Here is a 13,403-nt window from a genome sequence, read left to right on the forward strand (position 1 = left end):
AGATGATTTTTTGATTAGAATTTATAGTTGACCTGAACGGCAAAGTTTCTAGGCTGAATCTGATCGATATATCCTCCTCTGAAGTAAGAGCTATATCCTACTGCATCAAAGATATTATTGAAGAATACCCTCATACCAATACCATTTTTAAGGGTATAACCCACCTGAGCATCTACCGTAGTATATTCCGGCATATCAAAAGGTTTTTCCCCTGGCTTTACACTATTTGCATGGCCTGCAGTAAAGGTTTTTTGCGTCCATTCATCAACCGGTCTTTTACCTACATAGTAAATTCCTGCTCCTACATCAAGCCCCGTTAAAGCTCCTGTATTGAATTTATAATTTAACCAACCGTTCGCAGTATGCTTAGGTGCATTCATTGGTGCAGACCCATTAACGTAAGCCGGGCTGTCTTCATATTGAGCATCCAGATAAGCCCATCCGGACATTACCTGAAGGTTTGGTAAAATTCTACCGATAAGCTCTACTTCAACTCCTTTTCTTCTAAGGTTTCCTGCCAGACCATACATGGTCTGTTTGTCGATTACAACAGGGTTATAGTTTTCATCAAGAATTGTAAATGAAAGATGATCTGTCTTAATATCAAATAGGGTAACATTGAATCTAAGACGTTCATTAAACCAGTCTGATTTAATTCCGGCTTCCCACTGTTTAGTTGTAGAAGGACCTACTGTTCCTCCGGATAAAAGAACATTGTTAACTGTTCTCAATGATGTAGTGGTAGTATATGATCCAAAAACATTAAGGTTTTCCATAGGGAAGAACATTAATCCAAATGATGGATTCCATGCGTTACTTGTACTTTTATCAGATCCGTTTACCATGCTGTATCGGATACCGGCATGCACTTTAAAATATTTACCAAAAGACATTACATTCTGTGCCATAGCCCCAAAAGTTGGTGTTTTCACCACTCCCGGATCTTTAGACTGCTGATACAATACATTGACAGGTAAAGTATTTGAAATCCCCTGCATTACATCAAAAGAATCAAGCGGATTACCAGCATTAATAATGTTTGCTGCTGTTATAGAGTTTTTATAGGCATTAAAGGCGTAGGTCGTTACTTCACTTTCTTTCCAATCTACCCCAACCTGGAATGTATGTTTAATAAATCCGGTCTGAATATCCTGTCCTATGAAATCTGCCTGAAATACTTTATTAGCATCAATGCTTCTGCTTTTCCCAATTGTTCTGTAACGTTCTGTCCAGGGAGTATTTTTGGCATGGGCAATAGATGAAGCTTCACTGTTTACCTCTCTTTCTGCTGAAATAAAAGCTGCTCTCAGCTTCAATTTGTCAGTAAGTTTTCTTTCTGCTGTTGTAGAAAAGTTAAATGACTGAACTTTTGTAAAGTCGGTTGTATATCCTAGGAATGCTCCTTTAGGCATCTTATAAAGAGCTTCCACATTAGCGTCCGCAAGATTGATGGTTCCTCTGTCCGGTGTACGTTTATCGTGAAGATAATCCAGCTCAACAACAATTTGAGTTTTATCATCCGGACGGAAAGCGACTGATGGGTTAATGTAAATTCTTTCACCTTCTACATGAGATCTGAAAGAGTTATTATTCTGATAGGCACCATTAAATCTTACAGCAACTCTTCCCTGAGAATCTAAAACCCTCTGAACATCTACAGTCGGTCTGTAAAAATCCCAGCTTCCATATCTAAAACCGATATTACCGCTATTGATAAAGTTAGGTTTCTTTGTTACTACATTGATTACCCCTCCTGCTGATCCCAGCCCGTCACCTATTCCCTGGGTAACTGCTGCCGAACCTTTCAGAACCTGAATATTCTCAACTCCCTGCATATCGGTAATCATTCCTGCAGTACGGAAGTCAGAATCCATCTGAACTCCATTTTTTAAAACAGGAACTCCTCTATAACCTCTAATTGACATACTTTCGTTTCCTCCACCATAGCTTGAAAATAGGGTAACACCCGGTACATTTTTGGCAACATCAGTTACCGTAAGTGCTCCTAATTCTTCAATGGCCTTATGGGAAATAACAGAAATACTTTGGATCTGATCTCTGGTTTTCAAAGGGAGCCTGGTTACCGTTTCAAGTCCTGCCGGCTGTTTCTTTTTTTCACCGAACAATTCTACCTCGTCAATTTCTTTTGATTTTTTAATAGAATCATTCACTTGCTGTGCGTTTACAAAAACCCCACCCAGTACAAGCAGAGAAAAGGATACTACTTTATTCATCTGATAATTTTTGGCGAATTTAGTTATTTTTATTAATTCTAAATAAACAATTCAATCTGATATATCTCACTTTTCAGATATTTCGGCATAAAAAAGCCCTCCTGTGAAAAGGAGGGTTGTAATCGGGTATTTCTATTTTCTTTAATTCAAAGGATATTTTACGGCTTTATCAATTTCGATGGGATTGTTTTCTTTGAGCATCATTTTTCTTCTTTCATCAGACATTCCTTTTAACTGGTCCAAACTTTTGATCTGTACTCCTAAAACATAAAATGTATTGTCGGGATTGGTATTTGATTTGAATGCTTCTGCAACATCATGCAGTGGATCATTGTAGAGTTCCAGCTGCTTTTTTGCAATGATCTTCTCCGTCACAAGAAGAGGTTTCTTTCCAATAAAACTCTCCAGGAACGGGGTTTCATAAGTCTTGGGAAACTTCATACTTTTAGCCAGTTTAAAAATATAATTCCTGTTGCTGTCTTCTATTTCAAAGATGAGCCCCGGAAGCCCACGGAACTTATAGGGTCCTTCGCTTAAATTGATGTCTTTGCAGAACCAAGCGATCCATTGTCTGCCTCCAAAATTTGTGGTTGCTTTCTGCAAATTATACTGTCCGTCAACTTTTGTATCACTTAAAAGCTTCCAGTTCATTTTATCCGTTGATTTTAAAGAAAAAAAATCATTCAGCAAAATCAATGAAGTATTTTCAAAAGAATCCTTCTTCCTGATAATGGCAGGAAGATCATCATCCCATCTTGATCTTTTCTGGCCACGGATAGTATTCAGAGAATCTGTTTGAGCGTAAGAGTAAGGATAAAATTTGACATCATCAGGATTAACGTCCAGAATCATATTGGCTTTAGTAAAATCTTGTGCCAATGAATCTTTTTTATATTGAAACAGGTAAACAAAGCGATGTGTCTGTGCACTAAACAGTAAAGGAAATAAGAAGAAGAAGAGTTTTTTCACGGTAAAAGTTTGAGCCAAAAATATCGATAATTTATGAATCCCGCTAAAGATATAAGAATCTTTTTAAAAATTGGAAGCAAAAAATCCGTTCCTAAAAAGGAACGGATTCTATAATCATTGCAAAGTATGCAGTTATCACACTTTAATTTCTACATCTACACCTGAAGGAAGTTCTAATTTCATTAGAGCATCAACAGTCTTAGAAGAAGAAGAGTAGATATCCATTAGTCTCTTGTGAGCTGATAACTGGAACTGCTCTCTTGCTTTCTTGTTTACGTGCGGAGATCTCAACACTGTGAAGATTCTCTTATTCGTTGGCAATGGAATTGGTCCGTTTACAACAGCACCAGTAGCCTTTACCGTTTTTACGATTTTCTCAGCAGACTTGTCTACCAAGTTGTAATCGTAAGATTTTAGTTTTATTCTGATTCTTTGTGACATTTCTTTAATTTAAAAATTAACCTTTTGCTTTAGCGATGATATCTTCAGCAACGTTTTGTGGAGTAGCCTGGTACTTCTCTAATTCCATAGAAGATGTAGCTCTTCCTGATGAAAGTGTTCTTAGAGTTGTTACATATCCAAACATTTCAGAAAGTGGAACAGAACCTTTGATTACAATAGCTCCATTTTTCTCTTCCTGACCACTGATGGTACCTCTTCTCTTGTTAAGGTCACCAATGATGTTACCCATATATTCTTCCGGAGTTACAACTTCCAGTTTCATAATAGGCTCCATAATTACTGGCTTAGCAGCACGTCCCGCTTCTTTAAATCCTAACTTAGCAGCCATTTCAAAGGAAAGAGCATCAGAATCCACCGCGTGGAAAGATCCGTCTTTAAGAACCACTTTAATACCTTCAACTTCGAAACCAGCCAAAGGACCGTTCTTCATTGCAGCTTTAAAGCCTTTTTCAATGGCAGGAACAAATTCTCTAGGAACGTTACCACCTTTGATCTCATTGATGAATTCTAAACCAACTTTACCTTCGTCTGCAGGTCCTAGTTCAAATACAATATCAGCAAATTTACCTTTACCTCCAGATTGCTTTTTGTAAACTTCTCTGTGGCTGGCAACTTTTGTTAAGTTTTCTTTGTACTCTACCTGAGGTTGTCCTTGGTTTACTTCAACTTTGAATTCTCTTCTCATACGGTCTACAATGATATCCAAGTGAAGCTCACCCATACCAGAGATAATCGTTTGTCCAGAAGCTTCATCAGTTCTCACTGTAAACGTTGGATCTTCTTCAGCCAATTTAGCTAGAGCGTTACCCATTTTATCCTGGTCAGCTTTAGTTTTAGGCTCAACAGCGATACCAATTACCGGATCAGGGAAAACCATCGATTCAAGAACGATTGGGTTTTTCTCGTCACACATTGTATCACCAGTTTTGATAGATTTGAATCCTACCGCAGCACCAATATCACCAGCTTCAATATATTCTACTGGATTCTGCTTATTAGCGTGCATCTGATAGATTCTTGAGATTCTTTCTTTATCTCCTGAACGCGTGTTCAAGATATAAGAACCTGCATCAAGTCTTCCAGAGTATGCTCTGAAGAATGCTAATCTTCCCACGAACGGGTCAGTAGCAATCTTAAATGCTAAAGCTGCGAAAGGCTCATCTACAGATGGTTTTCTTGTGATTTCAGCGTCAGTTCTTGGATCAGTACCTTTGATATCATCTTTATCCAATGGAGAAGGCAAGTATTTACATACTGCATCCAACATAAACTGTACTCCTTTGTTCTTGAATGAAGAACCACAAGTCATTGGGATAATAGATAAATCGATAGTAGCAGCTCTCAATGCAGCATTGATTTCTTCTTCTGTAATTGAATCCGGATCTTCAAAGAATTTCTCCATCAAAGTTTCGTCATACTCAGAAACAGCTTCTACAAGTTTCTCTCTATATTCAAGAACTTCATCTTTCATGTCTTCAGGAATTGGCACTACTTCGAAAGTAGCTCCTTGTCCTGCTTCATCCCAGATGATCGCTCTGTTTTTAATTAAGTCAACAACACCTTTGAAATCTTCTTCAGCACCGATTGGTAAAACGATTGGAACCGCGTTAGATCCTAACATATCTTTAACCTGGTTTACCACGTTAAGGAAGTCAGCACCCTGTCTGTCCATTTTGTTTACGAATCCCATTCTAGCAACTTTGTAGTTGTCAGCAAGTCTCCAGTTTGTTTCAGACTGAGGCTCTACTCCATCTACTGCTGAGAATAAGAATACCAATCCATCCAATACTCTTAAAGATCTGTTTACTTCTACAGTGAAGTCAACGTGTCCCGGTGTATCGATAATGTTGAAGTGGTAAGGTTTAGTGTCTGCAACAGGTTTTCCCTGATCTGTTGGAAAGTTCCAAGAACAAGTAGTTGCAGCAGAAGTAATAGTAATCCCTCTTTCTGCTTCCTGCTCCATCCAGTCCATTGTAGAAGCACCATCGTGAACTTCTCCAATTTTATGGTTTACACCTGTATAGAATAAGATTCTTTCTGTAGTAGTAGTTTTACCAGCATCAATGTGAGCGGCAATACCAATATTTCTTGTAAATTTAAGATCTCTACTCATTTCTAATTAGAATTTAAAGTGTGAGAAAGCCTTGTTAGCTTCCGCCATTTTGTGAGTATCAGATTTCTTTTTGAAAGCAGCACCTTCTTCTCTTGAAGCAGCTACTACTTCATTAGCTAATTTCAAAGCCATAGACTTATCATTTCTCTTTTTAGAGTAGCTAATTAACCATTTCATTGCCATAGAAATTTTTCTGTCAGCTCTGATTGGCATAGGAATTTGGAAGTTAGCTCCACCTACTCTTCTAGAACGTACTTCTACGTGAGGCATTACATTTGTAAGTGCATCTTTCCAGATTTCAAGGGCAGTTTTTTCCGTTTCTCCTTTTTTAGTTTCTACGATATCTAATGCATCATAGAATATTTTGAATGCGATTGACTTCTTACCGTCAAGCATCAAGTTGTTTACGAATCTCGTTACCAATTGATCATTAAACTTTGGATCTGGTAACAACGGTCTTTTTTTCGCTTTTGTCTTTCTCATTGCTTTTGTACCTTATTTAATGATTATTTTTTCTTTCCTTTTGCAGGAGCAGCAGCTGCTTGTCCTGGTTTAGGTCTCTTAGCTCCGTACTTAGATCTTCTCTGAGTTCTTCCATTTACACCAGCGGTATCTAATGCACCTCTTACGATGTGGTAACGTACTCCCGGTAGGTCTTTCACCCTTCCGCCTCTAACCAATACTATCGAGTGCTCTTGAAGATTATGTCCTTCGCCCGGGATATAGGCATTCACTTCTTTACCGTTAGAAAGTCTTACCCTTGCTACTTTTCTAAGTGCAGAGTTAGGTTTCTTCGGTGTAGTAGTATATACTCTCGTACATACACCACGTCTTTGTGGACAAGAATCAAGGGCAGCCGATTTGCTCTTCTTGGCAAGCGTGGCTCTTCCTTTTCTTACTAATTGTTGAATAGTAGGCATTTAATTGCTTTTTATTTTAGGGTGCAAAAATAATAATTTTTTTTTAATTAACAAGCAGTTATCTGCAAATAATCTTTTTTATTAAAAATTAATTAACAGACACTTACATTTATTCGGTGATTGTGACGGTAACGTTTTTATTCCAGTTAAATTTTCTGATATTTTGTTTCAGCTGTTCCAGATTCTTTTCATTGATAGAATAAACAGATACTTCATGTCTTGCTACGGTTATCTTCTCTCCTATCTTCAGGACCGCTGCTTTTTTCCAGTGTGGAGGAACATGCCCTTGAAGCCAGCCTTCATATACTATTGCAAGATCATATTTATTCTCAAAACAATATCGGGCAAGAAAATCTTCAAACCTCTTGTCAAACTTTCCTTTGTTTTCATTAAAAGGAACGGTTTCCACCGATCCGAGTCCGGCAATATCCAGCAAATGAATATCCGTATAATAGCTTACCGCGCCAATATCATTAGCAACCACTTTAGAGCTGTTATAAAACTGATTCAGAAATTTCGCAGACTGCACCTGCTGTTCATAAATATTCTTCCCTCCGTTATTCATCACTTTATGGGCAACACTTCCTTTATATATAAGAAGTACAGCATTTGCAGCAATGAATACACTGATTATCCTTTCTTTTTTAATATAATGGGTAAAATCGAAAAACAATCCTTTAAGCTTTGGTATCAGAACCATACAGAATCCTGTAAGAATATAGGCTTCATAACGGAAAAGCCCTTTCAGATCTGCAAACATGGAGTGACAAATCATTAGCAGGGAAAATACAATCAGAAGGAAGTTATCTTCCAATACTTTTTTAAATGTTTTCGTTTTGAAATCCCTGTAAATAAAAATAAGGGACAGTAAAACAGGGAAAACACCCACTTTATAAAAACTGATATTCAGCAGAAAATTATCCAGCAGAATGACTTTAAGCTGGTACACTATATTGGAATCAAAACTCAACTTTGTTCCTTTTACAATCACGGAATTGGGGAAAAAGTAGCCGTCCTGCTGGTAGTTGAAAGCACAAAATACAGTAATAGGCATTAATCCCAACACTAAAACCAGCACCACCTCCTTCCACTTCTTTATAACAGCAAACATAACAGCCAGAATCACAAAATAGAACATACTTTCAAAACGGATCAGTCCCATCAATAAAAGGCTGAAATAAAAGCCGTATTCCGCAGCCTTGTTCTGGTCCCGCCGATAAAAGCAGAAAATATTAATTACAAAAAGGAATATCTGAAAGACGTGCTCCATTCCCGAAAGGAAATGCAGCGGAAGAACAATGAAAAATACAGTAAAGAGTACCGCTAAAACGGTTCTTTTTACCTCCTTGAGAATATCCCCATAATATATGGAAAGAAAATAAAGGATACCAATACTGAAAGCTGCATTAAAGTACAAAGGAATCTGATCATTGTCTCCAAAAATCTCAATCAGAACACTAAGCATATAGGTAAAAAGAGGCGATGAAGAAGTGGAGGAAAACTGATACCTGGTCATTCCCCAGACTTCATACAATGCAAAATTCTTCGCCATTGCAAGATGAATGTAAGCATCATCCAGAAGATATACATAATGTCCGTCTGTTTTCAGAACTGAACTGATATAGTACAGTAAAGAGACCGTAAAAAAGACAGCAAAAGACATCAGAAAGCTTCGTAATCCTATATTTCGGAATGATTTCATTTTAAAACCAGGTATAAAGTCATCAAAGATAAGCATCATGTGGTGTAAACTGATATTTAAGAAAGAAATTGTTTCTCCTTACCTCTGTATTTTTCTTTTCGGCTCATATTTCCAAACTATTTTAAAACATTTTCTTATAGTTATCATCTATTGGTAATAAGGGCTTTTCGGCACAATATTTTCTAAATTTGTTAGTATAAAAAATAAACGTATGAAAAATGCAAGCATTATCGGCCTGAAAGAAGCCGACTGTAAAAACATTTCAGAAAAATTAAACACTCTTCTAGCCAACTATTCCGTGTTCTACCAGAATACAAGAGGTTCGCACTGGAATATCAAAGGAGATCAGTTCTTTACCCTTCACCCGAAGTTTGAGGAACTTTACAACAGCCTGGTATTAAAGATTGATGAGATTGCGGAAAGGATCCTTACGCTGGGAGCAACTCCTGCTCATAATTATTCCGATTACCTTAAAGTGGCTACTATTAAAGAAAGCAAAGAAGTGACTGATGCAGCAAAAAGCGTTGAACTTATCTTAAATTCATTCAAAGTGGTTATTGATCTTCAGAGAGAGCTTCTGGATATTACGGATAAAGCAGGAGATGAAGGAACTAATTCCCAGATGAGCGACTACATCACAGAACAGGAAAAAGAAGTATGGATGTACAACTCTTATTTAGGGAAGTAACCTGCAAAAATCATCCGAATAATAAAAAATCGTCTTACATTTAGACGATTTTTATTTTTAATGATTATATTTGCGTTAAAATTACACATATTATGCACGACGTTCGATTAAACTCTATCTTAGATAACGATTTCTATAAAATAACCATGCAGAATGCGGTGGTAAAATTATTTCCGAATTCCATTGTAAAATATGAATTCATCAACAGGGGAAAACATCATTTCCCGCCGGGCTTTGATGCAGCACTGAAAGAAGCCGTCAATAAAATGGCAGAATTAAAGCTGACAAAAGACGAAAAAAAATTCATGGCAAAGACCTGCCCGTACATTGACCTTCCTTACCTCGATTTTCTGGAAGGCTACCATTATGATCCATCTGAAGTAAAGATTCATCAGGAAGGAAATGACCTCAGCGTAACCGTTGAAGGGCTATGGTACAGAACGATTCTCTGGGAAGTTCCGTTATTAGCTCTGATCAGCGAACTTCATTATGAGATGAACCACATGGAAAGGGATTCCAACGAAGAAGTGATGAGCAAAACCATTGAGAAAGCGGATTCACTGGGAAAACTTGGAGTAACTTTCGCTGAATTCGGGACGAGAAGAAGACATTCTTATAAGGTACAGAATCTGGTTATGGAAGCCCTGACACAGAAAAGAGATTCTACATTTATCGGAAGTTCAAACGTTCATTTTGCGATGAAATACGGAGTAAAACCCATCGGAACCCACGCTCATGAATGGTTTATGTTTCACGCCGCAGAATACGGATTTAAAATGGCGAATGAACTGGCTCTGGAACATTGGGTAGATGTGTACAGAGGTGATCTTGGAGTAGCACTGTCTGATACTTACACTACGGATGTATTCTTCCAGCAATTTGACAAGAAATTTGCAAAACTGTTTGATGGGGTACGCCACGACAGCGGTGATCCGTTGGAATTTGCAGATAAAACCATTGCCCATTATCAGAAAAACGGCATCAATCCTATGTTTAAATACATTATTTTCTCAGATGCCCTGAATCTTGAAAAAGTGGCAGAAATTACCAACTACTGCAGAGGGAAAATAGGAATCTCTTTCGGAATAGGAACGAATCTTACTAATGATGTTGGTCTAAAACCAATGAATATCGTTATGAAGCTAATCGGCGTTCAGGCTCCGAACCAGGAATGGATTCCTACGGTAAAACTGTCTGATGAGCACGGAAAATACACCGGAGATCCTAAAATGATTGAGCTGGCTAAAGAATTTTTAAGAATAAAAGATTAGAACTTAGATATTAGATTTCAGACATAAGATGCCAGATTTCAGCTATTCACATTATAATTAAACATCTATGAAATTAAAATTTTTTATAACCCTTAGTATTTTGATGACTACCTTATCCTTCGCTCAGGAGAAGAATAAAGAAAAAGTAAAATTCAATCAGGAATTGGCAACTTCTTTAGGCGCGGACCAATACGGGATGAAGGCCTATACCATTGTTATGCTGACCACGGGAACCGCTAAAATTGAAGACAAAGCCAAAATGGGAGAACTGATGAAAGGACACATGGGAAATATCACCAGACTTGCCGATGAGGGAAAGATTATTGTAGCGGGACCTTTTTTAGAAAAGAATAAAGAAAACTACCGCGGTATGTTTATTTTCAATACAAAGTCTAAAGAAGAAGCCGAACAATGGGTAAAAACAGATCCCGCAGTACAGGCCGGTGTTTTTGGTTATGAGATTTTTCCATGGTATGGATCTGCGGCCCTGCCTTTATACCTGAAGCATCATAAGGAAATCTCGAAGGAAAATCCATAAGAATCCAAGATTCATCAATATGGGCTTCATCTAATATTTAAATTAAACCGACATGCCAAAAAGATTTGCCTTACTTTTTATTTTACTTACGACAACCTTATTTGCACAAAACTATGAAAGATATAAAAAGCTGAAAGACACCACCATCCACTCTAAAAATCTTGGGTTTGGAAAAAAAATTTCTGTAACCGTTCCGGTAGAGTGGCAAAATGGAATAAAAAACAATTTCCCATTAATTATTGTATTCGACAGGCAAAACAAAAGAAGTCATAATTATATCATCAATACCATTGATTATCTTACAAGTAATGAACAGATGCCATCATCTGTAATAATCAGCGTGGAATCTGAACAACGTTACCGCTATAATGAAACACAGTACAAAACCTCTGATCCAAGCGGACTTGCCCTTGAAAATGAAAAATTCATTTTTGAGGAACTTATCCCTCTTGCCGAAAAAGAGTACAAGGCTTCAAAATTCAGGATATTAATTGGTCATTCAAGATATGGCTATTTCACAACTTCCCTTTTTAGTACAAGGATCAATGATTTGAACGGTGTAATTTCCATGAGTCCTTTTTTCTTTCAGAAAAATATTGATTTAACGGATTCAATAAGCAAAATGAACAGTCTTTCATATACATCCAAAAAATATTATCGCTTCGGAATTGGTAACGATTATCCTGAAGATTTTGCTAAGATGGATTCTGTTATAAAAAAGAATATTCCTAATCCTTTTTTAGATATTAAAGGGTATCGCTTTAAAGCAGCTGATCACAATGCAACGCCTGGTTTATTAATAAATACTGCACTTTATGATCTATTTGAAGAATGGTCTGCTATTCAGGCAGAATATTCATCCACTAGGCAAAAAGATTTAAGTATTAAAAAATCTCTTGAGCAAAAAATAGTATCCAGCTACGGAACCAAACTCAATTTTTCAATTGGAGTCTTAAATGGTAAGGGATGGTTTTTTTATAATGAAAAACAATACGACAAAGCCATTCAAGCCTGGCAAATATTGTTGGATACTTACCCCAATTTCTCACAAGGTTTTTTATATATCATAAAAGCTCAAATTCAACTAAAACAGAACTATCTTCAAACAGTTGAAAAATTTAAGACTTCTTTGGTGAATTCTGAACTGTATACAGAAAAAGAAAAGCAGGAATTAGAAACAGAATTACAGGAAATAACAAAATAACATCAACTAACATGGGTTTTCTTATTTGGAAAAAATAGCCTTTTGCCTCTTAAAAGCATCAAAAAAATATATTATATAACACAATTGTGATTTATTTTAACTATATTAGATGTTCATTTTCAACACCATACAAAACAACCTCATAAAAATGATCTCATGAAAAAAATGAACGTATCTAAACTTTCGAGAACTGAACTGAAAGAAATATCCGGAGGCGGAGGGTATTTATATCCTATATTGTGTAACGGCGGATGCCACGGTGAAGCCATGATCAGATGTCCTGACGGATCAACCACCATGACTGATTATATATGCGTCAACGGAAGATGTGAAGTCAATACCGGATACTGTAAGCCACGGGTTCTGGAGCCTATCGGAACTATTGATCCACTACCTCTGTTTCCATAGAATTTTATTAAAACCAATATAGAAAGCGATCCCAACGGATGGCTTTTTTACTTTCTGTATTTATCTTTTTCATTATCTTTAATCGGATAAAAACCACACCATGAAAACCATTGAAGAAGTTCTGAAAAAACTGGATGAAATTATCATCTGGTGCAAGGAAAATCAAAGTCCTGCCGGATATTTTGCCTGCACCTACCGGGCTATGACCGCACAGGTTCTAAAAGGCATCCAACAGAAAAAGTTTGAAGACGGTCCAAGGATGACTCTTCTTGACATTGCTTTCGCCCAAAGGTATCTGGAGGCTTGCGAAAGCTACAGGAAAGGAAAGAAATGTACCAATGCCTGGTATACTGCATTTGAAGCGTCTAAAAACAAAAATCTTTTAATTTTACAGCATATTTTTCTGGGGATGAATGCCCATATCAATCTGGATCTCGGGATTTCTGCGGCTTCCATTATGCCCTACCGGAAAATCAATCCTTTGAAGAAAGATTTTGACACCATCAATATAATTATCGCTTCCATTAACCAGAACGTTCAGGATTCTTTAAATAAAATATGTTATCCCGTAGATCTTATTGATAAACTATCTAATGGAAAAGATAATGCAGTTCTGGATTTCGCCATTTCAAAAGCAAGAGAAACTTCCTGGGCAACCGCTGTGGTAACCTGCAATACGCCGCTGTTCCTTAGAGAATCGGTGATTAATATTGTAGATTATGCTGCGGCAAAGGTAGCCTCACAGATTTTAAATCCTAAGATTCTTACTCCGGCTCTTCTAAAGGAGCTTAAAAAATGTGAAAGCAGTGATATTGTTAAAAATATTGAAATCCTGGAATCCACAAAAAAGGGATAAAATAAAAAGGCCGGAATCTTCCTCACGGATTCCGGCCA

Annotated in this window: 13 protein-coding genes; 6 read left to right on the plus strand and 7 right to left on the minus strand. The window is 37.1% G+C overall.

The annotated features are described in order from the left end of the window. Positions 1–14 precede the first annotated feature (14 nt). From J2Y40_RS18085 to J2Y40_RS18115, 7 genes are all read right to left on the minus strand, one after another. Complete coding sequence (locus J2Y40_RS18085) at positions 15–2,234, minus strand: TonB-dependent siderophore receptor (RefSeq protein ID WP_310000568.1); 2,220 nt, start codon at positions 2,232–2,234, stop codon at positions 15–17. A gap of 141 nt (positions 2,235–2,375) precedes the next feature. Further along, positions 2,376–3,203 carry a GLPGLI family protein gene (locus J2Y40_RS18090; protein ID WP_310000570.1) on the minus strand — a complete coding sequence of 276 codons (828 nt, stop codon included), beginning with the start codon at positions 3,201–3,203 and terminating at the stop codon, positions 2,376–2,378. A gap of 135 nt (positions 3,204–3,338) precedes the next feature. Beyond that, the gene (gene rpsJ / locus J2Y40_RS18095) at positions 3,339–3,644 is read right to left on the minus strand and encodes a 30S ribosomal protein S10 (RefSeq protein WP_002661363.1); all 306 of its coding nucleotides are present in this window, start codon (positions 3,642–3,644) and stop codon (positions 3,339–3,341) included. Between the two features lie 16 nt (positions 3,645–3,660). Continuing rightward, entirely contained in the window at positions 3,661–5,778 is a 2,118-nt protein-coding gene (fusA, locus tag J2Y40_RS18100) for an elongation factor G (protein WP_153397612.1), read from the minus strand. A gap of 6 nt (positions 5,779–5,784) precedes the next feature. Then, the gene (gene rpsG / locus J2Y40_RS18105) at positions 5,785–6,261 is read right to left on the minus strand and encodes a 30S ribosomal protein S7 (protein ID WP_034677991.1); all 477 of its coding nucleotides are present in this window, start codon (positions 6,259–6,261) and stop codon (positions 5,785–5,787) included. A 23-nt stretch (positions 6,262–6,284) separates the two neighbouring features. Next, complete coding sequence (gene rpsL, locus J2Y40_RS18110; protein WP_002983146.1) at positions 6,285–6,698, minus strand: 30S ribosomal protein S12; 414 nt, start codon at positions 6,696–6,698, stop codon at positions 6,285–6,287. Between the two features lie 109 nt (positions 6,699–6,807). Next, positions 6,808–8,439: a hypothetical protein gene (locus J2Y40_RS18115; protein WP_310000573.1), complete on the minus strand. Its 1,632-nt coding sequence runs from the start codon at positions 8,437–8,439 to the stop codon at positions 6,808–6,810. 172 nt (positions 8,440–8,611) lie between these two features. Here J2Y40_RS18115 and J2Y40_RS18120 point away from each other — a divergent pair, with 172 nt between their 5' ends. The 6 genes from J2Y40_RS18120 (at position 8,612) to J2Y40_RS18145 (ending at position 13,365) form a co-directional block, all read left to right on the plus strand. Next, positions 8,612–9,088 (plus strand): Dps family protein, encoded by a 477-nt coding sequence (locus J2Y40_RS18120; protein ID WP_310000574.1) that lies wholly within the window; start codon positions 8,612–8,614, stop codon positions 9,086–9,088. Positions 9,089–9,180: 92 nt separating this feature from the next. Continuing rightward, the gene (gene pncB, locus J2Y40_RS18125; RefSeq protein ID WP_153397606.1) at positions 9,181–10,359 is read left to right on the plus strand and encodes a nicotinate phosphoribosyltransferase; all 1,179 of its coding nucleotides are present in this window, start codon (positions 9,181–9,183) and stop codon (positions 10,357–10,359) included. Between the two features lie 67 nt (positions 10,360–10,426). Next, positions 10,427–10,897 carry a YciI family protein gene (locus J2Y40_RS18130; RefSeq protein ID WP_310000577.1) on the plus strand — a complete coding sequence of 157 codons (471 nt, stop codon included), beginning with the start codon at positions 10,427–10,429 and terminating at the stop codon, positions 10,895–10,897. 52 nt (positions 10,898–10,949) lie between these two features. Continuing rightward, the gene (locus J2Y40_RS18135; protein WP_310000579.1) at positions 10,950–12,101 is read left to right on the plus strand and encodes an alpha/beta hydrolase-fold protein; all 1,152 of its coding nucleotides are present in this window, start codon (positions 10,950–10,952) and stop codon (positions 12,099–12,101) included. A gap of 156 nt (positions 12,102–12,257) precedes the next feature. Beyond that, positions 12,258–12,509 (plus strand): hypothetical protein, encoded by a 252-nt coding sequence (locus J2Y40_RS18140; RefSeq protein WP_153397600.1) that lies wholly within the window; start codon positions 12,258–12,260, stop codon positions 12,507–12,509. Between the two features lie 100 nt (positions 12,510–12,609). Further along, positions 12,610–13,365, plus strand: coding sequence for a DUF5995 family protein (locus J2Y40_RS18145; RefSeq protein WP_310000581.1), 756 nt, complete (start codon positions 12,610–12,612; stop codon positions 13,363–13,365). The last annotated feature ends 38 nt before the right edge of the window (positions 13,366–13,403 follow it).

It is taken from the genome of Chryseobacterium sp. 2987, assembly GCF_031456375.1.
In the GTDB taxonomy this organism is placed as follows: domain Bacteria; phylum Bacteroidota; class Bacteroidia; order Flavobacteriales; family Weeksellaceae; genus Chryseobacterium; species Chryseobacterium vaccae.